Origin of the sequence: Bradyrhizobium sp. BRP23 (assembly GCF_020194135.1) — a bacterium.
In the GTDB taxonomy this organism is placed as follows: Bacteria; Pseudomonadota; Alphaproteobacteria; order Rhizobiales; family Xanthobacteraceae; genus Bradyrhizobium; species Bradyrhizobium yuanmingense.
The window spans coordinates 1-19,954 of sequence record NZ_JADYVW010000003.1 but is presented as its reverse complement, the minus strand read 5'-3'; the positions used below and the strand labels follow the sequence as shown (position 1 = coordinate 19,954).

General features: G+C 65.1%; 24 protein-coding genes. All 24 read left to right on the top strand.

From position 1 onward, the window contains the following. Nucleotides 1–14 precede the first annotated feature (14 nt). Nucleotides 15–146 (top strand): hypothetical protein, encoded by a 132-nt coding sequence (locus I6F24_RS37555; RefSeq protein ID WP_276573658.1) that lies wholly within the window; start codon nt 15–17, stop codon nt 144–146. A 52-nt stretch (nt 147–198) separates the two neighbouring features. After that, complete coding sequence (locus tag I6F24_RS07985) at nt 199–417, top strand: ABC transporter substrate-binding protein (RefSeq protein ID WP_225156215.1); 219 nt, start codon at nt 199–201, stop codon at nt 415–417. A 74-nt stretch (nt 418–491) separates the two neighbouring features. After that, nucleotides 492–1,667, top strand: coding sequence for a helix-turn-helix domain-containing protein (locus I6F24_RS07980; protein WP_225149613.1), 1,176 nt, complete (start codon nt 492–494; stop codon nt 1,665–1,667). Next, nucleotides 1,664–2,263, top strand: coding sequence for a transcription termination/antitermination NusG family protein (locus I6F24_RS07975; protein ID WP_225149614.1), 600 nt, complete (start codon nt 1,664–1,666; stop codon nt 2,261–2,263). The genes I6F24_RS07980 and I6F24_RS07975 overlap by 4 nt, the downstream gene beginning before the upstream one ends. A 457-nt stretch (nt 2,264–2,720) precedes the next feature. Continuing rightward, the gene (locus I6F24_RS07970) at nt 2,721–4,115 is read left to right on the top strand and encodes a DNA methyltransferase (RefSeq protein WP_225149615.1); all 1,395 of its coding nucleotides are present in this window, start codon (nt 2,721–2,723) and stop codon (nt 4,113–4,115) included. A 17-nt stretch (nt 4,116–4,132) separates the two neighbouring features. Next, nucleotides 4,133–4,711 (top strand): hypothetical protein, encoded by a 579-nt coding sequence (locus tag I6F24_RS07965; protein WP_225149616.1) that lies wholly within the window; start codon nt 4,133–4,135, stop codon nt 4,709–4,711. Continuing rightward, the gene (locus tag I6F24_RS07960) at nt 4,708–6,675 is read left to right on the top strand and encodes a terminase gpA endonuclease subunit (protein WP_225149617.1); all 1,968 of its coding nucleotides are present in this window, start codon (nt 4,708–4,710) and stop codon (nt 6,673–6,675) included. The genes I6F24_RS07965 and I6F24_RS07960 overlap by 4 nt, the downstream gene beginning before the upstream one ends. 14 nt (nt 6,676–6,689) lie before the next feature. Further along, on the top strand, nt 6,690–6,932 hold the full coding sequence (locus I6F24_RS07955; protein WP_225149618.1) for a DUF6148 family protein: 243 nt from the start codon (nt 6,690–6,692) through the stop codon (nt 6,930–6,932). Further along, a complete protein-coding gene (locus I6F24_RS07950) occupies nt 6,929–8,551 on the top strand; it encodes a phage portal protein (protein ID WP_225149619.1) in 1,623 nt (540 codons plus the stop codon). The genes I6F24_RS07955 and I6F24_RS07950 overlap by 4 nt, the downstream gene beginning before the upstream one ends. Continuing rightward, entirely contained in the window at nt 8,548–9,471 is a 924-nt protein-coding gene (locus I6F24_RS07945) for a S49 family peptidase (protein WP_225149620.1), read from the top strand. The genes I6F24_RS07950 and I6F24_RS07945 overlap by 4 nt, the downstream gene beginning before the upstream one ends. Nucleotides 9,472–9,499: 28 nt before the next feature. Continuing rightward, complete coding sequence (locus I6F24_RS07940) at nt 9,500–10,045, top strand: hypothetical protein (protein WP_225149621.1); 546 nt, start codon at nt 9,500–9,502, stop codon at nt 10,043–10,045. A 58-nt stretch (nt 10,046–10,103) separates the two neighbouring features. Further along, nucleotides 10,104–10,478, top strand: coding sequence for a capsid cement protein (locus tag I6F24_RS07935; protein WP_225149622.1), 375 nt, complete (start codon nt 10,104–10,106; stop codon nt 10,476–10,478). Between the two features lie 106 nt (nt 10,479–10,584). Next, the gene (locus I6F24_RS07930; RefSeq protein WP_225149623.1) at nt 10,585–11,520 is read left to right on the top strand and encodes a capsid protein; all 936 of its coding nucleotides are present in this window, start codon (nt 10,585–10,587) and stop codon (nt 11,518–11,520) included. Nucleotides 11,521–11,597: 77 nt separating this feature from the next. Then, nucleotides 11,598–11,948, top strand: a complete 351-nt coding sequence (locus I6F24_RS07925; RefSeq protein ID WP_225149624.1) for a hypothetical protein — start codon at nt 11,598–11,600, stop codon at nt 11,946–11,948. 3 nt (nt 11,949–11,951) lie between these two features. Then, the gene (locus I6F24_RS07920; RefSeq protein WP_225149625.1) at nt 11,952–12,278 is read left to right on the top strand and encodes a hypothetical protein; all 327 of its coding nucleotides are present in this window, start codon (nt 11,952–11,954) and stop codon (nt 12,276–12,278) included. After that, complete coding sequence (locus I6F24_RS07915) at nt 12,278–13,048, top strand: hypothetical protein (RefSeq protein ID WP_225149626.1); 771 nt, start codon at nt 12,278–12,280, stop codon at nt 13,046–13,048. Before I6F24_RS07920 ends, I6F24_RS07915 begins: the two co-directional genes overlap by 1 nt. Continuing rightward, nucleotides 13,045–13,509, top strand: coding sequence for a hypothetical protein (locus tag I6F24_RS07910; protein WP_225149627.1), 465 nt, complete (start codon nt 13,045–13,047; stop codon nt 13,507–13,509). The genes I6F24_RS07915 and I6F24_RS07910 overlap by 4 nt, the downstream gene beginning before the upstream one ends. Nucleotides 13,510–13,553: 44 nt before the next feature. After that, the gene (locus tag I6F24_RS07905) at nt 13,554–13,967 is read left to right on the top strand and encodes a hypothetical protein (RefSeq protein WP_225149628.1); all 414 of its coding nucleotides are present in this window, start codon (nt 13,554–13,556) and stop codon (nt 13,965–13,967) included. 77 nt (nt 13,968–14,044) lie between these two features. Further along, complete coding sequence (locus I6F24_RS07900) at nt 14,045–14,479, top strand: phage tail tube protein (RefSeq protein ID WP_225149629.1); 435 nt, start codon at nt 14,045–14,047, stop codon at nt 14,477–14,479. Nucleotides 14,480–14,492: 13 nt separating this feature from the next. Beyond that, the gene (locus I6F24_RS07895; protein ID WP_225149630.1) at nt 14,493–14,855 is read left to right on the top strand and encodes a hypothetical protein; all 363 of its coding nucleotides are present in this window, start codon (nt 14,493–14,495) and stop codon (nt 14,853–14,855) included. A 95-nt stretch (nt 14,856–14,950) separates the two neighbouring features. Then, nucleotides 14,951–15,181: a hypothetical protein gene (locus tag I6F24_RS07890; RefSeq protein WP_225149631.1), complete on the top strand. Its 231-nt coding sequence runs from the start codon at nt 14,951–14,953 to the stop codon at nt 15,179–15,181. Then, on the top strand, nt 15,182–17,194 hold the full coding sequence (locus I6F24_RS07885) for a hypothetical protein (protein WP_225149632.1): 2,013 nt from the start codon (nt 15,182–15,184) through the stop codon (nt 17,192–17,194). It abuts the gene before it with no gap. After that, the gene (locus I6F24_RS07880) at nt 17,194–18,006 is read left to right on the top strand and encodes a hypothetical protein (protein ID WP_225149633.1); all 813 of its coding nucleotides are present in this window, start codon (nt 17,194–17,196) and stop codon (nt 18,004–18,006) included. Before I6F24_RS07885 ends, I6F24_RS07880 begins: the two co-directional genes overlap by 1 nt. Further along, nucleotides 18,006–19,954, top strand: a 1,949-nt coding sequence (locus tag I6F24_RS07875; RefSeq protein ID WP_225156213.1) for a hypothetical protein, incomplete at its 3' end; no start/stop codon positions are given. The genes I6F24_RS07880 and I6F24_RS07875, both read left to right, overlap by 1 nt.

Genomic DNA, 19,954 nt, shown 5'->3' with positions numbered 1-19,954 from the left:
GCGAGATCGTCTGCGTGTCGCGCCACGAAACCGACGAGCGCGGCTGGCCGGCGCACTGGAAGGAATGGTTTCGCGGGACTGTGCTGATCCGCCGTGGCGGCAACACGCCCGCGTGCGAGGCGGCTGAGGCCTGCGCCGATGCCTGACACCAGCCTCATTGTTTCGACAATCGCCGCCGGCGGACGTGCTGGGCTCAAGTTGGCCGACGTCATCACCGCGCTGGTCCGCAAAGTGGCCGACCGCGAGGTTGATGGTCTCGACAAGTACCAGGTCGTGAGCTTCGGCCGAACGGTCAATGGCGCGCGCTTTCCAGATCGATGGTGGCCGCGCCTGGCTAAGGCGATCGAGACCGGCGCTTTCGATTACATGTCGGAGCAGGCGATCGTTGATGTGATGATCGACCACGACAGCCCGTAGGCAGCGGCAGTTTCTCTCTCTCGTCCTGTTGCTTACCGCGTCCAGTTGACTCGAATTCTCAAGAAAGCATCACCGTGTCTAATCCTCGTCTGTCGATCATTCCCGCGGGGGCGGTGACTGATCGCTCCCTCGAGCCGCGCGACTTGCAAACGCTGTGTCTGCTCGGCCGCCACATCGATCGCGCCGGCTGGTGCACCCGCAGCCAAGTCCGCATGGCGGGCGAGCTGGGCTGCGGTCGCGCCACGCTGCAGCGCTCGCTTGATCGGCTCTATGAAGCGGGCTGGGTCGAAAAGAAGCGCCGCGACGTCTGGCGCCCGGAAGATTCCGCGCCATCGTCGAGCTATGCGTATCGCGTGAAGCTCGACCGCGACGATTTTGACCTGAAAAGCCTCGCGCGCGAGGCCGATGACGGCGACGACGAGAGCCATGCAGAAAATGCGGAAGTACCCGAAAACGGGGAGGGGGTGCCCGCTGGTGGGCAGGGGTGCCCGCCCCTGGGCAGGGGTGCCCATCCTAGCGCGGGCACGGGTGCCCACACATACGCGGGCACCAAGAACGACCCCTTAGAACGACCCCTCAAAACGATTGAGAGAGACGCGGGCGCGCGCGCGCGGGATCGCAAGGAGCGCTTCAAGGCCGAGTTCCGCAAGCGTTGGCCGACCGCGGTCGCCGACGACCGCAATCGGACCGACTACGCTGCCGATGCGCTGACGGCGGATGAGGAGAAAGCGGCGCTCGATGGGATCGATCCGTTCCTCGAGGAGCTGAAGCGCGCTGGACGCAAGGTGGTTCCAGCCGGCTGGCGCTACCTCGAGGAAAAACGCTGGACCTTGCTGCGCGGCGCTGGCGAAGGCTCAAGCGAGCCCGCTGCCAGATCCTCGGCGATCGAGGAGGCGTCAGACGCGGGCAGGGCTGTTCTTGCGCTCTACGCTGTCGCCAAGGCGCGGCCGTTCGTCAATCGCGGGCAGGTGATCTATCCCGGCGCCGTCACGCCGCAGCTGCTGGCGTTTGCAGGCCGTGCCGACCGGGCGGCCTGGCGCTGGATCTCAGACCGACGGCAGATCGCCGCATGGCAGGCGTTTCTCGGCGCGCACGTGTTCGGCGCGCGCGTGACCTTGCTCGAGCAGCGCGGCGAGGAAACCGGCTTCTTTGCGCCCCACGACTGGCCGCCGCGCGTCGACGGCACATGGTCGGAGGCGCCGGAACAGCAAGCATCAGCGGAAGCATCACAGGTAGGGGGAGACGAATGAACATGCAGCTGCAGCGGGGGGAATTGCTGGCCGCCGAGCCCGTGCCATCGTGCTGGTATCTGCTCGACGTCTACCCGGGACGCGAGCGCGACGTCATGCGCTGGTTTGGCTACTACGGCCTGTCGGGCTGGTATCCGCTCGAAATCACCTACGTGAAGCGGCATGGCGGCGGGCCGGCGCGCAAGCCGCATCTCGGCCGCAGGGTTGTGAAGCCGCTGGTGCCGGGCTTGATCTTCATTCCCTATGAGTGTCTCAACGACGCCATTGCCGCCCGCATGCTGTCGATCCCCCACGTTGACGGATTCCATCGCATCGGTGAGTGCATGGCTCGGCTCTCGGCGGCCGACATGGCGAAGCTGCGGGACATCGAGGCCTATCTCAACACGCCACGTTCTGAGCGTCGGCAGCGCGGTAAACTGTCGATCGGGGAGATGGTCCGGGTTGTGGATGGCCCGTTCGCTTCGTTCGTTGGTCGACTCGAGCGGCTTGACTCCAAGGGCCGACTCACGATTCTCCTAGACGCGTTCAAGCGCGGCGTGTCGGTCCGGATGGACGATACGCAGGTCGAGCAGATCGGCAGTACGCCACGCGGCTGAGGTTGCTCGATGTCAGGCTTAAGGCCCTGATGCGCAGCACCTGATTCCAGGTAGCCGCGCGAAGCGTCCCAGCATCATCGGTTCGCAGTGGAATAGCCCGGCCATCGTGCCGGGCTTTCTCATGCCTAGGGTGTGCGGCGGCGTCAACCGATTGGCCCTGCCGTTGCCCTCCTTGGGCGTTTCCTCCCTAGACTTGGGCCGCTTGTGGCAACGCAAGCGGCCCCTTCTTTGGGTGGGGCAAGGAAGGCCTTGCCATCTCCACTTCCGAACATCGCTGAATTCCCCACGAAAGGCCGATCGCTCCGCTGCGATCGGCCTTTTCGTTTCGCGGGTCCCTCTGGCATCGCGGGCCACCGCGGGTAATTCGGACCCCGGCGTTTCGCTAGCCGGAGGGGCCTGAAAGTTAGGTTGACACGGTTGACATGGTTGACAGCCCTCAGTTGACAGCGACGCCACCTTGGAAATTCTCAACCACCTTCTGCAGATCGAACATCGCGCCATCGCGACGATCTCGCTCGACCCGACAAATCCGCACCAGCATTCGGACGCGCAGGTCGCTGCCGTTGCGGCGTCGATCAAGGCATTCCGCCTCAACAAGCCGATCGCGGTCGACCTTGAAGGGGTAATCATCGCAGGCGAAGCCATCTTTCTGGCCGCAAAGTCGCTTGGTCTCACCGAGGTGCCGGTCGTTGTGCTGGGGCACCTCAATGAGGCCCAGCGGCGCGCCTACAGGATGGCGGATAACCGGATCGCGGAGGACGCGACCTGGGACGAGGAGCGCCTCGCCCGCGAATTCGCGTTTTTGCAGCAGTCGGGTGCAATCGACCTCGATGTCGTCGGCTTCACGAAAAAGGAAGTGGAGCGGCTGCTCAAAGGGGCGCACGGCGGTATGCCTGGCCGCACAGAGCCCGATGCGCCTCAGCTGGCGGCCAAGGCGGCGGTGTCCCGGCTCGGCGACACCTGGCTGCTCGGCGGCCACCATCGCCTGCGCAACGGGTCGTCGACCAATCCCGACGACGTCGCGGCCCTGCTCGTGGGTGAAAAGCCGCACCTGATGGTCACCGATCCGCCCTATGGCGTGAGCTACGACCCGTCCTGGCGGCAGTCGGCCGGCCTCAACGGCGCCGGCGCGGCCGCCGGGAAGGTGCTCAACGACGACATCGCCGATTGGACCGAGGCTTGGCGCTTGTTTCCCGGCTCTGTCGCCTACGTCTGGCATGGCGGGTTGCACTCGGCGACTGTCCAGAGCTCGCTTGAGGCTGCTGGCTTGATGCTGAAGGCGCAGATTGTCTGGATCAAAAACAAGGCGGCAATCGGCCGCGGCGCCTATCACTGGAAGCATGAGCCGGCGTTTTACGTCGCGAGGGATGGTGCCGACGACGGCTGGCAGAATGAACGGTTCGAGGATCAGCACGAGATCGCGTCCTACGCGGTGAAGGACGGCGCCACCTCGCAGTACCATGGCGGCCGCAAGCAGACGACCGTATGGGAGATCCCGATGGTCAAGAACGATACCGGGCACGGCACGCAAAAGCCCGTCGAGTGCATGCGCCGGCCGATCGTCAACAATTCGCGCGTGGGCGACGCGATCTATGAACCCTTCGACGGCTCGGGCTCAACCATCATCGCCGCGCATGTCGCCGGCCGTCGCGCCTTCGCGATGGAGTTGAACCCGGCCTATGTCGATCTCGCCGTGCGGCGCTGGCAGGACTTCACCGGCGGCGTTGCCATCCTCGACGGCGACGGCCACACCTTCGCGGAGGTCGCGCGCGCTCGCGGCGTCGAGCTGGCCGAGGCCGAGCAGTCGGTCAAGGCCGCAGCCCGCAAGAAGAAACCCGCGGCAGCGGCGTAGCGTGACCTATGACCGGAATGACGCAAACCGAGTATGCCGCGCATCGCGGCGTGTCCCGGCAGGCCATCTCCAAGCTGGTCAAGCAGGGTAAGATCCCTGCGTCGGCGTTCATCGACGGCAAGATCGATCCGGCCGCGGCGGACTTCGCGCTCGGCGAAACCCGCGAGCGCATCCTGTCGGCGGACGATGACGGCGAAGACTTCGGCGGCGCCGATCCGACCTTTGGCAGCGCCGCCGGCACGCGCCAGGTCGCGAGCGACTCGAGCGTCGCGCGGCTGACGCAGGCCAAGACCGCGACCGAGATCTACCGGGCTCGCACGGCCGAGCTGGAATACGACCAGCGTGTCGGAAAATTGCTGTCGACCGAGGACGTCACCCGTTCGATGGAAAAGTGCGCAGCCGTGATCGTCCGCGAGCTGGAAGGCCTGCCAAATTTCGCCGACGAGATCGCCGCGGCCATTGCCAAGGATGGCCTGCCCGGCGCCCGGCAGGCGCTGAAGAACATCGCGCGCAACGTCCGTCTGGCGCTCGAGCAGAACATGCGGGTTGTCGCAACTCAAGACGACGAGGCCGGGAAGGAGGGTGTGACGTCATGAAAACGATTCCGCGCGCTCTCCCGATCATTGCCGGCATTTTTGCCGCCGTGTTCTCGCCGCCGGCGCCGATCACGCCCTCGGCTTGGGCCAACCAGCATTTCTATCTGCCGGACGGCGAGCGCAAGAGTCAGTTGATCGACCTGTCGCGCACGCCGCACCTGGTCGAGCCGCTCGATGCGCTGGGTCCCGACGCGCCCGACAACGAAATCGCGGTGATGAAGTCCGCGCAATCGGCCTTCACCACGCTGCTGCAGATCGCGGCCTGCCATTCCATCGACCGCGACCCTTGCGACATGATGATCGTGCAGCCGACCGACTCGGCGCTCGGCGATTTCAACTCGCAAAAGCTCGGCCGCGCGCTCGAGCTGTCGCCGATCATGCACAAGAAGGTGTTTCCGCAAACCGCGCGCGCCGGCAACGCCTCAAAAACCTACGAGAAGAAGTTTTCGCCGGATTGCTCGCTGTTCCTGTCGCTAGCGTCGTCGACTGCGGATCTGCGCTCCAAGACGATCAAGAAAGCGCTTTGCGACGAAATCGACGAGTATCCCGCCGATTTGAACGACCAGGGCGACCCGCTCGACATGATCCGGGCGCGTCAGATTTCGTTCCTGCGCTCCGGCACATGGAAGCGCGCCTATTTCTCGACGCCGACCATCAAAGGCGCGTCGTCGATCGAGTCCAAGTTCGAGGCCGGCGACCAGCGCCGCTGGACCATGGTCTGCCCGCACTGCGGCGACGACAATTTGCGTTTCGAGTGGTCCGACAAGGCACCGCGCTTCGAATTCGACAAGGAGCCGCCCTACAACGCGCGCTATATTCCGGCGTGCTGCGGCACCGTGATCGAGGGATGGCAGAAATTCGCCGTCTATGGGACCGGCCGCTGGGTGCCGACCGCGCCTGGCCCCGGCAAGTTCAAGAGCTACCACTTCGATGCACTGTCCTCGCCCTTCGTGCCCTGGGATGAGATCGCGAAGGAGTACCTGCAGGCCGGCGACAATCCGACCAAGCTCAAGACGTTCTGGAATCTGACGCTCGGCCTGCCGTTCGAATTGAAGGGCGACGCGCCGGATTATGAGCGATTGCTCGCCCGGCGCGAGGATTACCAGGCCGGCGTGGTGCCAGCGCGCGGCTTACTCCTGGTCGCCGGCGCCGACGTGCAGCATTCCGGCATCTGGGTCGAGGCCGTGGCCTTCGCCGACAACGGCGAGTCCTGGTCGGTGCACCACGAATTCTTCGAAGGCGAGACGACCGATCACAAGGCCGGCGCCTTCGCCAAGCTCGCCACGTTCTATGAGCGCCAGTTTCCCGATGCGTTCGGTGGGCATCGCGTCATCGATTGCATGGCAATCGACGCCGGCGACGGCGGCCGCTCCAACCAGGTCTATGCGTTCTGCCGCTCGCGCCCGCGCGCCTATGCGACCAAGGGTGTCTCGGGCTGGAGCGCGCCGGCGATCGGCACGCCCGTGCCGGTCGACGTCAAGCTCTCGGGCAAGAAGATCAAGAAGGGCGCGACGCTCTGGCCGGTCGGTACGTGGGCACTCAAGGCCACCTTCTACACCAACCTACAGAAGGACGGCCGCAAGGCTGGAGCCGAGGTCGATCCGGACGGCTACTGCCACCATCACCAGGGCTGCGACGAGCGCTATTTCAAACAGCAGACCGCCGAGTACCTCAAGACCACAACGGTCCGCGGCCGCACGGTCAAAGTCTGGCAGGAGACCGGGCCGAACCATCTGCTCGACTGCCGGATCTACGCGATGGCGATGGCCGAATATCTCGGTCTGTCGCGCCTGTCGCCGGAGCAATGGGCGGTGCTGGCGCGCGAGCGCGGCGTGCCGCCCGTCCTTGCCGAGCCGGATCTGTTCGCGCCGGAGCCGGTCAAGATCGCTGCAAAGCCGGCGCTTGTCGGTCGCCCGAAAAAGCCGGTTCGCGGCCGCCGCGTTCTGTCGAGCGGCATAGGGTAACGAGGAGCAACCTGATGGCAGGCATCACGCTCGCGCAGGCGCAGGCGCAACTGACGCTTTGGCTGGCGGCATCTCAAGCCGTTGCTGCGTCGCAAAGCTATGAGATCGAAACCGGCAACGGGCGCCGCAAGCTGGAGCGCGCCGACGCCGCCGAGATCAGGCAGCAGATCGAATTTTGGGACTCGCGGGTGAAAGCCTTGACGCCGGCAGCGTCGGGCGGTCGCCGGCGCACGCGCTATGTGGTGCCCTTCGGATGAGCGATTTTCGGCAGAATTTCATCGATCGCGTCGTGTCGGCGTTCTCGCCGGCGGCTGGCCTTGCGCGCATGCACGCACGCGCGCGGCTCGATGCATCCTTCGGCGGCGGCGGCCGCTTTGGATACAACGGCGGTCGCCGAGATCGGCGCTCGCTCAAGGCGTGGTTTCCAGGCCAGGGCAGCGCGGATACGGATTCGCTGCTGGATCTGCCGCAGCTTCGCGGGCGCTCCCGCGACCTTGGTCGCAATGCTCCGCTGGCTGCCGGTGCGGTGTCGACCACCGCGATTGGTGTCGTCGGCGATGGCCTCAAGCTTGAGGCTTCGATCGACAGTAAGGCTCTGGGCCTAACGCCGAAGCAAGCCGACGCCTTCGAGGCGGAGCAGGAGCGCGAGTGGGGCGTTTTCTGCGCGACGGCTGACTTCACGCGCGTGCAATGCATGGACGAGATGCAGCAGCTGTCGCTGCGTTCGGCGCTCGAGTCAGGCGACGTCTTCGCCGTGCGCCGCTACCGGAAGGACCCGGGCGACGTCTACGGCACGAAGGTGCAGCTGCTCGAGGCGGACCGGGTCTCCAATCCGAATTGGGCGCAGGACAGCGACCGGGTGTCAGGCGGTGTTGAGTTCAACGCCGACGGCGTGCCGGTCGCCTATCACGTCTCCGACAAGCACCCCGGCGCTCGCCGCATCGCGGGGATGAAGTGGGAGCGCGTGCCGGCGTGGAGCGAGGGGGGTGTCAGGGCGGTGTTGCACGTCTATGAACGTCTGCGGCCGGAGCAGTCGCGCGGCATTCCCTATCTCGCCGTCGTCGTTGAGCACCTGCAGCAGCTCTCGACCTACAGCACGGCCGAGGTTGACGCAGCGGTCGTGTCGTCGTTCATCACCGGCGTTATCCAGGCGCCGGCCGATGATGACGCCAGCGATCCTATGGTCGGCGAAAAGGACGCGGGGCTTGCCGACAACGAGGTCAAGCTCGGCGCCGGCGCGATCATCTCGACGGGGCCGGGCGAGACGTTCACCTCGTTCAATCCGCAGCGGCCGAACGCCAATTACGACGCGTTCGTGAAGGCGTTCTGCCGCGAGGTCGGCGTGGCGCTCGAGCTGCCGGTGGAGTTGCTGCTCAAGAGCTTCACGGCCTCCTATTCGGCGTCGCGCGCCGCACTGGAGATGGCCTGGCAAGCATTCCGCCGGCGCCGGTCGTGGTTCGCGGGTCGCTTCTGCCAGCCCCTTTACGAGTGGATGATGGAGGAGGCTGTTGCATCCGGCCGTCTGAATCGTCCCGGGTTCTTCAGCGACCCCGTCATCCGCGCAGCCTGGTGCGGCGCGCAGTGGGTTGGCCCGCAACGCCAGAGCCTCAATCCCTATCAGGAGGCGCAAGCGGACGCGCTCGACATCCAGACCGGGGTCAAGAGCCGCGAGCAGGTGTGCATGGAGCGCACCGGCGGCGAATTCGACAAGAAGAACGAGCAGCTCGGAAAAGAGCAGGCCGCGCGGAAGGCCGCCGGCCTCGGCGCGCCCCCGACGGCGCCCGCGGGGGCGGGTGACGCGCGGAATGAAGGTCCGGACGAGACCGACGACACGTCCGACGAAGAAACCGAGTCCCAGCTGAGCAATGCGCCATGACGCTCTTGATGCCTCATATCGCCAGCCGCGTGTTCGGCGCGGAGCTGATGGTGGATCCCGGCAAACTGCAGGCTTTCCTGATTGGACTAGGTGCGCGCATCGTCGACGGCGGGGTGTCGCTGCCCGGCATCTCCGCCGTCAATCACGTGGCCTTCGAAAACGGCCGGCCCTCCGATGCAATGGGGAAGGTGGGCGATCCCATCGGCCGCGTGTTCGAGAGCAAGGGGCGTGGCGCCGATCTGGTGCAGACCGTTGACGGCGTCGGCATTATCGGCATCGAAGGCACGCTTGTGCACAAGGGTAAGTTCATCGGCCAGTCGTCGGGCGAAACCTCCTATGAGGGCCTACAAGCGCAAATCGCGCGCGCGACCCGCGATCCAAAGATCAAAGCCGTCGTTTTTGAGGTCGATAGCTTCGGCGGCGAGGTCAATGGTGCATTTGAAACCGCATCCATGATTTCGCAATTGTCGGCCCAGAAGCCGACTTTGGCGATCCTGACCGACTTCGCGCTCTCGGCAGGATATTTGATGGCGTCCGCGGCCCGCCAGATCGTGATGCCCGAGACTGGCGCCGCCGGCTCGATTGGGGTCGTCACCATGCATGCGGACCTCTCTCGGAAGCTGGAGCAGGATGGCATCAAGGTGACCCTGATTTCGTCGGGCAAGCACAAGATCGACGGCAACCCGACGACGCCGCTCGATGACGCCGTGCGTGCGGACATGCAGGCGCGTGTCGATCGCCGGCGCGAGCAGTTTGCGGCCGTCGTCGGCGCTGCGCGCGGTTCGCGGCTTCCTGCCGCAAAAGCGATGGAGACCGAGGCGCAGGTCTATCACGGCGAGGATGCCGTAAGGGCAGGCCTCGTCGACGGGATCATCGATCCGCAATTCGCCTTCACCGAATTCGTGAAGAGCGTTCACTAGGCCAATCGGCCATCACAAGGAGAAGACCATGAGTGGTTCTGGACTGGCTGCCGTGCATCTCGCAGCCGCCGCGACGACGACTGCCCTGCAGGCTCCGCCTATGCCGCCGCTGGTGCCGGCACAGAGCGCCACTGCCGCTGCGCCCGCCACCTCGGTTGCGGATCTCGCCGCGGCCTATCCCGATCTCTGCACGCAGCTGCGCGTCGAGGGCGCCACCGCCGAGCGCACCCGAATTCTCGCGATCGAGGCCGCGGCTCTGCCGGGGCACGAGACGCTTGTCGCTTCGATGAAGGCCGACCCGACCGTGACCGCGGACATGGCGGCAGGCCGTTTGCTCAACGCCGAGAAGCAGCTCCGCGCCGGCCAGCTGCAGGCGATCAAGGATGTTGAAGGCGCCACCGGCAAGGTAGCGGCAGCGCCGGCGGGCACTGCGACGGCGAAGACTGAAGACCCGCCGAAGGAAAGCGCTCATCAGCTCGCTGCGCGTGCGCGGACGTACCAGGACGAGCAGGCCAAGCTCGGCGTCAAGATCTCGGTCGCGCAGGCCGTCGCTCACGTCGAAAAGAACGGCTGACGCCGCGCGGGCCAGTCATCCTGCAACTCGAATTCCCAAACATCCTAAGGAGCAAGCCATGGCCAACAACGGCTTCACGAAGTCCTACACCGCCGAGGGTGCGATCTCGGCAAACTCCATCGTCAAGGTCGGCGCCAACGATTACGGCATTCTGCAAGGCGCCGCCGCTACCGACAAGCTGATCGGGATCACCACTGAGGTTGCCGCAGTGCTCGGTGAGCGGGCCGACGTCGTGCTCGAAGGCATCGCCGATCTGAAGCTGGGCGGCGCTGTCGCGCGCGGCGATTTGCTGACCTCCGACGCCACGGGGCAGGGCGTCACGGCCGCGCCCGCGGCGGGCAGCAACAATCGCATCATCGCGATGGCACTGATCTCCGGCGTGGCCGGGGACGTTATCCCGGTCAAGGTTGCGCCAGGCTCGCTGCAGGGCTGATCCCCGGCGCTCCTCCACAAGAGTGCGTTTTCTTCAACCGTCATCAAACTCCCGAAGGAGAACAGGTTAGATGTCTCAGGCTCCCTTTGTTATCCAGCAGCGCCTCATGGCTATTACGCTGGCCTATCGCAACCAGGCGTTCATCTCCGACCTGGTGCTGCCGCGCGTGCCGGTCGACTCGTCCGCTTTCAAGTGGTCAAAATATGCGATCGCCGACGGCTTCACGATTCCGGATACCCGCGTCGGCCGCAAGTCGGCCCCGAACGAGATCGACTGGTCGGCGACCGAGCAGACCGACTCCACGATCGATTATGGTCTCGACGACCGTATCCCGCATGCCGATATCGCCAACGCGCAGGCCGCACAGGCCGTGCAGGGCGTGATGCCTATCGATCCGGAGGCGCGCTCGACCGAGCTGTTGACCGATCTGGTCGCGCTCGATCGCGAGAACCGCGTCGCCTCGACCCTGTTCGCGCTCGGCACCTATCCGGCGGCGCAGAGGACGACGCTCGCGGGCACCACACAGTGGTCTGACTTCACCAACTCCGATCCGGTCCAGGCGATCATCGTGGCGCTTGATACCTGCGTCATCCGGCCGAACGTCGCTGTGTTCGGGCAGGCGACCTGGTCGAAGCTGCGGACGCATCCCAAGGTGACGGCGGCGATCTATCCGAACGGCGGCAATGCCACCGGCGGTGGCACTCCCGTCTCGCGCCAGGCGGTTGCCGACCTGTTCGAGCTCGAGGAGGTGCTGGTCGGATCGTCCTGGTACAATTCGGCAAAGCCGGGCCAAGCCGCTTCGCTGACGCGCCTATGGGGCAAGCATGCCTCGTTCATCTACCGGGCGCCTCAAGTCGTCTCGCCGACTGGCACCGTGACTTTCGGCTTCACTGCGCAGTGGGGCGAGCGTATCGCCGGCACGATCGGCCAGGACCCGAGCGTTGGTCTGCGCGGGGGATCGCGCGTGCGCGTCGGCGAGTCGGTCAAGGAAGTGATCGCGGCAAACGATGCCGCGTACTTCTTCCAGAACGCGGTGGCCTAAGAGGCAAGCGGAATAAGCGGCCTGCCTGGAGGCAGGCGGGCCGCAAGCTTCCCATTCTCAATCAAAGGAGAACGAACGTGGCAAAACGTCCGAAGGCGGCCGGCGACATGATCGCAATGAGTCGCATCGAGCACGGCGAAGTGGTTGACGGAAAGAACGTCGTCAAGACCTTCGAACCTGGCGAGGTCGTGGATCTCGACCAGAAGGTCATCGAAGGGCTTTCCGCGATTGGCGCGGTCGCCGCTTTCACCGCGGAAATGATGTCGCCGGAAGCTCGCCTGAAGGCGGCCGAGGCCAAAGCATTGGCTGATGCTGACGCGAAGGCCAAGCTGCAGGACGAGGCTCGCGCCAAGTGGAAAGCCGACGCGGATCTCCAAAGGCAGTTTCCGCAGGTCGAGGCTTATCTCGCTTCGCTGGATCTCGCCTGATCCATGCCGATCGAGACGGACGCCGACCGCTTGGCCTTCCTCGACGCCGATGAATTCGGCGCCGAGGGCGTCTACACGCCGGCCGGCGGCATCGCCAGCGAGCTGTTCCCTGGCATCTTCGATCGTCCGACGATCGCGACCGCGCTCAATGACGCGGCCTCGCTCGATGTGCGGCCGACGTTTCTCTGTCGGCAGGCCGATCTGCCGGCCGCCGCCGATGGCGATGCCGGCGACCAGCTGGCCGTCGCCGGCATCGGCACGTTCGAGGTGACCTCGATCGAGCCGGACGGCCAGGGCATGGCGCTGCTGCGGCTGGAGGCGCGGGTCTGATGCCCGTCGGCGTCCACTACCGCGTCGAGGTTGACGATGTCCGCCGCGCGCTCCGTAACCTGTCTGAGCGCGATGCGCCGTTCGTCACTGCCTATGCGCTGACGCAGACGGCCAAGGACATCAAGGCGGCCGAGGTCGAGACGATGCAGAGCGTGTTCGACCGGCCGACGCGCTTCACGCTGAACGCGCTCTATATCAAGCCGGCGACCAAGCAGGACCTGGTCGCCGAGGTCTACTTCAAGGACGGGTTCGGATCGGTGCCGGCGTGGCGCTACCTGGGGCCCCAGGTCGCGGGAGGTGCGCGCGTCCACAAGGCGTTTGAGCGGCGGTTGATCCGAGCCGGGCTGATGCAACCGGACGAATTTGCTGTGCCGGGCAGCGGCATCAAGCTCGATTCCTCCGGCAACATCTCCGGTTCGACCATCGAGCGGATTCTGTCGCAGCTCGGCGCTGCCGAGCAAAAGGCCGGCGCGCAGGCCAACCAGACCAAGAAGTCGCGCGCGCGGGCGAAGAAAAAGGGTGTTGGGCGCTATTTCGTGCTGCGGCCCGGCGGTCCGGGCAATGCCGATCGCAATGTCGCGGCCGGGATCTACTACCGCGCCGACCTGCAGGCGATGGTGCCGGTGATCATGTTCGTGCGCGCGCCACGCTACCAGAAGCGCTTTCCGTTCTATGAGCGCGCGGCGGCCGTGTTCGATCAGAAGCTTGTCGCCAATGCGCGGCTCTGCTTCGAAAGGTTCGTGCTCTCCAAGCTGCCGAAGGCTGCATGATGGCTGACCACGTCCGAAAGCAGATTCGCGATGCGGTTGTAGCGCGCCTCACGGGTTTGCCGTCCACGGGGAATCGCGTCTATGTCGGGCGCACGCGGCCGCTAGGTGCTGCCCATAAGCCGACGCTGCTGATCTATACGCGCTCAGAAACGGCGTCACGCACCGTCAAGGGCGTACCGCCGAAGCTCGACCGCGTCATGATTCTCGACGTCGAGGGACGGGTGTCGCTGGCGGATGTCCCCGATGACACGCTCGACCAGATCGCCGGCGAGATCGAGGCCGCCATGTGGGATCTGTTCGATGGGCGCGGAACGTTCATCAATGGGCTCGCGATGGACATCAAGCCGGTATCGACCGAGCTGATCGCGGAAGCTGCCGGAGAGCGGCATATCGGCGGCGTACGCGTCGAGTATCTCGTGACCTACCGAACGGCGGAAGGCGCGCCAACCGCGGCGGTCTGACGGCGGAAATTTCCGAAACCCTCTATCGTCACAAGGAGAATGCAATGGCTGATCTCGCAATTACTGCATCGGCGGTCCTTGCCGGCACCAACGCCCGCACGGAGCAGGGCGTCGCGGGCGAGACCATTACGGCGGGCAAGCTGGTCTATCGCGACGCGACGACCGGCAAATACATGATGTCGGATTCGAACGCGGCATCGGCCTCGGCGCGCGTGGTGCGCGGCATGGCGCTCAATGGTGCCTCCGACGGCCAGCCGCTGCAGATCGCGCGGCCCGGCTGCGACATCACGATGAACGCGGTGCTGACGGCGGGCGTCACGTACTATCTGTCGGATACGCCGGGCGGCATCTGTCCGCTCGCTGACGTCGGCACCGGCGAATATTTCCAGCCGATCGGTGTCGCTAAGTCGACCACGCAGCTCGCGTTCAACCCGACGCTGTCGGGCGTGCCCGGTTAAAGGGTGGTCGACGCACCTCCCGCTGCCGTGCCTTTCCTGGTGCGGAATTTTAAAGCATCAACAGGAGATCTGCCGCAATGTCTACCGACGCAATGATCGGCTGGAGCACGTTGTTCAAGACCGGCAACGGCGCCACGCCTGAAGTGTTCACGACCTTTGCCGAGGTCACCGGCATCACGCCGCCCGCGATGTCGCGCGACACGATCGATGCGACGCATGAGCTGTCACCGGAGGCTTGGCGCGAGTTCATCGCGGGACTCAAGGATGGCGGCGAGGTGTCGTTCGACATGAACTTCGTCCCTAACAGCGTCGAGGCGGCCGCGCTGATGGCCGAGCTTGACCTCACGGGCTCGTCGGCCAAGAAAAACCGGCAGATCGTCTTTCCGGACGGCTCCTACTTCAGCTTCGCCGCGATCCTGACGGGCTATGAGCCCGACGCGCCGATCGACGACAAGATGGCGGCCGCTGTCACCCTCAAGGTGAGCGGCAAGCCGACGCTCGTCCAGGCCTAAGCGGAACGCCGTCATGGGAGGCAATCCATTGAAGGGCGAGGTAGCGTTCGTCGGGTCGGATGGCGAGCGTCGCACGCTCTCGTTCTCGGCCGAGGCGCTGTTCCGGCTCGAGGAGCAGCTCGGCAGGAAGATGGGCGCGATCGAGGCGGACATGCGCAATCCCGAGAATTTCGGGCTCGGCGTGATCCGCACCATGTTCTGGGCCGGTCTGCTCGACACCCATCCCGACCTCGAGCTGAAGGATGTCGGCCGGCACTTCTCCAAGGTCGATCCGGTCGAGGCCTGCAGCCTGGTGGTGCGCGCCTTCAATGGCGCGTTCGGCACCCTGACAGAGGCGGCGCCGGCGAACCCTCCGGAGCCGGGTCAGACCCCATAGGTTGGGACTGGCTCGGCCTGCTCGAGCAGTGGATCTCGCTCGGCCTTGATGACGATGCGTTCTGGCGCAAGACCCCCCGCCAGATCGTCCTGGTCATGGCCGGCCAACAGCGCCGACTGGTGCGCGAGCACAACGAACGCGCCTGGTCGGTATGGACTGCCGAGGCGCTACGCCGAAGCAAGAAGCTGCCGCCGCTGCGGCGGCTGCAGGCCCGTCTGCCGCGCGAGCAGCGCAAGCGGCAGAGCTGGCAGGACATGAAGGCCGTCGCAAAGCTGCTCACGCAGGCGTTCGGCGGCCAGATCATTGCGAAGCAGGATGCGTCCTAGATGTCGGTGATCGGACAGCTCCGCGTCATTCTCGGCGGCGATACGTCGAGCCTCGACAAGAGCCTTTCGGAATCGCAGAGCAAGCTTGCCGGCTTCGGCAGCAAGCTTGCGCTTGGCTTTGCGGCCGCGGCGGCGGCTGCCACGGCCGCGGCCGTCGCCGTGACGTCGCAGGTGCATTCCGCGATCGAGGCGGCCGATCAGCTCAACAAGATGTCGCAGTCGACCGGGCTCTCGACCGAGGAGCTGTCCAAGCTCAAATATGCCGCGGATCTCTCCGACGTCTCGACCGAGGCGCTCGGCAAGTCCATGGGCAAGCTGTCCAAGGCCATGGTGGCCGCGGCGACCGAGGGCGCGAGCCCGGCGGCGAACGCGTTCAATGCCATGGGCGTGTCGGTCCGCAACAACGATGGCACGCTGCGCGAATCCTCCGAAGTGCTGAAGGATGTCGCCGACAAGTTCGCCTTCTACAAGGACGGCGCGGAAAAGACCAATCTCGCCATTCAGATTTTCGGGAAGTCCGGAGCCGCGCTGATCCCGCTGCTCAACCAGGGTCGCGATGGACTCGAGCAGGCCGGCGAGGAGGCGGCGAAGTTCGGCCTGGTGCTCGACAAAAAGACCACCATGGCCGCGGAGGCCTTCAACGACAATCTCAAGCGGATGGACTCGATCAAGCAGGGCATCGTGATGACGGTGACTGCGAAGATGCTGCCCTCGTTCGAGCAATTGTCCGAGGTGATGCTCGAGACCCGCAAGAACACCGAGCTGTGGAATTCGGTCGGCGACGCGCTTGCCAACACCATGAAGGCGCTGGTGACGGTCGGCGTGACGCTGGTCACGACCTGGCAGCAGATTTTTGCGACCGCCTCGAACCTCAAGCAGGCGTTCGGGCTGCTCGCGTCCGGCGAGGTGTCGGCGGCGTTCGAGAAGATGAAGGCCAGTACGGCGCAGACGGTCGAGGCCTTTACCGGGCTCAAGCAAACGGTGTCGTCGCTGTGGTCTGACATCCCGACCTTTTCGTGGGATAGTCAGGCGCTTGGCATCAAGCAGCTGAACCGCGAGGTGATGGAGTACGGCAAGGCCTGGGCCTTGACCTCCGCGCCGATCGTCAGCGCCGCCGACACCTCGACCAATGCCGTTGAAAAATTCCTGGCGGCGCAGGCTAAGGCCACGGCGGGCCACCTGGCCGAGGCGAGCGCAATCGGCAAGACCATCGGCGAGCAGGAAAAGCTCAAGATCGTGATGCAGGCCGATGCGATTGCGAAGTCGCAGAACGTCATTGTCACGGAGGCCCTGCGCGCCAAGATCGAGGCGGCTGGCGACGCCGCGGCCATGGCGGCGATGAAGGTGGCCGGTGCGCAGGCGACAGTTGCCGCCATGAGCCCCGTGCAGCAATTCGACATGCAGATGACGCAGCTCAATCAGCTCTACGCCGCCGGCGTCATCTCGGTCGAAGCCTATGCGGCACGTCAGCAGCAGATCGCCGAAGCCGCGCAAGCCACCTGGGGGCAGGCCGGGGCCTCGATCGCGGGCAGCTTTGCCACCATCTCCGCGGCGTTCGGCAAGGAAAGCTCTGGCATGGCCAAGGCGGCCCAGATCTTCGGCGCTATCCAGGCGACCATTTCGATGTTCACGGGCGCCGCCAAGGCGCTCGAGCTGCCGTTTCCGGCCAATATCGCTGCCGTGGCCGCCGTGCTGGCCAAGGGCGCCACCCTGGTTGCGCAAATCAAGAGCCAGTCCGTTCCGACTGGATTCAAGGACGGTCTGTCCATGACCGTCCCGGGCGGCATCGGCGGCGGCGACAGCAGGTTGTTTCAGGCCATGGTCGAGCCTGGCGAGCAGATCGACATCACGCCGAATCGCGGGGGTGGGCAGACCGGGCGCGAGCGCAATGCGCCGACCGTCGTCAATCTGACGATGGGCGCGGTGTCCACGCGTGAAGGCTTCAAGGCGATCATCGACGGGCTGAACGACATGGTGGCCGACGGCTACCGGCTCAACGTGGTGTCCGCCTGATGTCGCTGGTCATCTCGCAAAACTTCGTCCTGACCGATTCCACGCCGGAGTTCCCGGTCACGCTCGATCATCCCGTGATCGGCTGGCACAGCATCGTAACGCCGACGAATATCGTTGCCGACAATGAGGACCCGGACTTTCCGGCCTCGAACCTCGCCAACCCGGCGACGCACGAGGAATGGCGATCGGACGCCGACGGCGATCAGTATCTGGTCGTGACGACGGGCTATGTCGACGACATCGATTATGTCGGGATCGCCCGGCACAATTTCGGCAGCGAGCAAATCCCGGTCACCATCCTGGACGGGTCGGACAACGTCCTGGTTGAGGAGGTGATGCTCCCCGATGACAGCCCGGCGCTGTTCCGCTACACGGCGCAGTCGGTGGCAACCATCAAGATCAAGATGGCCGCAGGCATCGACAAGCGGCCGCGTGCCGCTGTGGTCTACGTCGGCAAGCTTCTGGTGCTCGAGCGCAAGATCTATGTCGGCCACACGCCGCTGACGCAGGCGCGCAAGATCAGCGTGCAGAACGGCCGCAGCGAGCGTGGCAACTTTCTCGGCCGCATCGTGCTAGGGGCCTGGCGCGAGACCACCATTCCGCTCTCGCTGCTGTCGCCGGCCTGGTATCGCGACCATGGCGGCGATGAGTTTCTCGCGGTCGCTGCCGAGACGCCGTTTTTCTTCGGCTGGCGGCCGGAGAGCTATCCGTATGAAATCGGCTATTGCTGGACGGTCGACGACCCGATGCCGGTACCGCAGTCGCCGTCCAATCGCATCGCGTTCGATCTCAAGGTGAGCGGGATCGTCTGATGACGCAGTCCTTGACCTATATCGAGATCGACATCCCGTTCTGTTCGCTGACGTATGGCGTCGCGCCTTGCACCGCGTCGATCCCGACGACCGGCGATGCCAAGTGCTTCAACTCGATCAAGACCTGCCAGGACCGCGACAATTTCACCGAATCCGAGGTGACGCTGCGCTTCGCCAAGCCGACCGAGTACCTGCCGCGGGAGATCGACTGCATCCCCTCGATCGTGTCGGTGGACTTCTCGCCGGCGACGGTCTCGCTCGGCAAGGATCTCGGCCAACGCGCGTCGCTGACGGTGACCTTTCAGGACCATCCGCATTCCGACACCGGTCAGGGTTATGACAAATACCGGACCGAGCGGGCCTATGATGCGTATTCTCAGGGCTCCTATTGGGGCAAGTTTCGTGCGCGCCAGCCGTTTCTGCGCGGCCGGGCGTTGCGCTGGATCAACGGCGTGGTTGGCGAGGCGCTCGCCGACATGGAGACGTGGAATTTCATCATCGAAAGTTTCAACGGTCCGACGCCGGATGGCAAGTTCACCATCGTCGCAAAGGATCTCTTGAAGCTTGCGGATGGAGATCGCGCGCAGTGCCCGGTTCTGTCGAATGGCTTCCTGGCCGCCGATATCACGGCTGGGGCGACGACGGCGACGCTGCTGCCGGCGGGCATCGGCAATGCCGAATACCCTGCCGGTGGCACGGATTATCTCTGCATTGGCGGCAACGAGATCGTGCAATATAGCCGCGTCGGCGACACTCTGACATTCAGCGCGCGCGGCGCGCTCGGCACCACCGCCAGCGCGCATCGGGCGCAGGATCGCGTGCAGGTAGTCAGGCACTACGCCTCGCAGGATGCCGCAGATATTCTCTACGATCTCTTGGTGAACTATGCCGATGTAGACGCCAGCAAGATCACGCTGGCCAATTGGCAGGACGAGACCGGAACGTTCCTCGGCAACGTCTACACCGGCACCGTTACGGAGCCGACCTCGGTTGCGACGCTATGCGCGGAGATCATCGAGCAGGCGGCGCTCGCGGTCTGGCACGATGCGCAGGCTGATCAATTGCGCTTGCAGGTGCTGCGCGCCGTGCCGACCGACGCCAACACCTTCACGCCTGAGAACACCATCGAGAAATCACTGACCATCAAGGAGCAGGAATCCAAGCGGATTTCGCGGGTTCAAGTTTACTTCGGTCAGATTGACCCGACCAAGCCGCTATCGAACCAGGACAATTATCGGTCGACCTCGCTCATCATCGACGAGGACGCCGAGGCGGATTATGGGGTCTCATCGATCAAGACCATCCAGTCGCGCTGGATTCCGCAGGCTGGCCGGGCGGTCGCCGATCGTCTCGGTGCCGTGCAGCTCGGCCGCTACCGCGACGCGCCGCGCCAGGTGCAGCTCAGGTTGCAGCGCCGCGCCTCGACCGACGTGCAGCTCGGCGTCGGCTATCGGGTCGAGGCGGACTGCGTCCAGGACGCGACCGGCGCTGGGGCCGACATCGCCATTCAAGTGACGCGGTACAACCCGTGGATTGATGGAACGTCGACGATCGAAGCTGAGGAGATGCTGTGGAGCGCGCCTGTGGCGGACACCGGCACGCGTTACGTCATTTTCGATGCCAACAATTTCAACATCAACCTGCGCACCTCGCACGATTCGATCTATCCGCCGGCGCAATCCGGCGATGTCGTCAACTGCATCGTCAATGCGGGCGTGATCATCGGCTCGACGTCGGTCGAGACCCCGGGCTTCGATGTCGGCTCATGGCCTGCCGGCGTCACCGTCAACCTCATCGTGAAGGGGCGCTTGCAAGGCGCTGGTGGGCGCGGCGGTCGCGGTGGCACCCAGGCCGAGCCGGATGGTGAGGCTGGACGGGCCGGCGGGCGCGCGCTCTACACGCGGCAGGCTATCACGCTGGATCTGTCGAGCGGCGGGGAGGTCTGGGG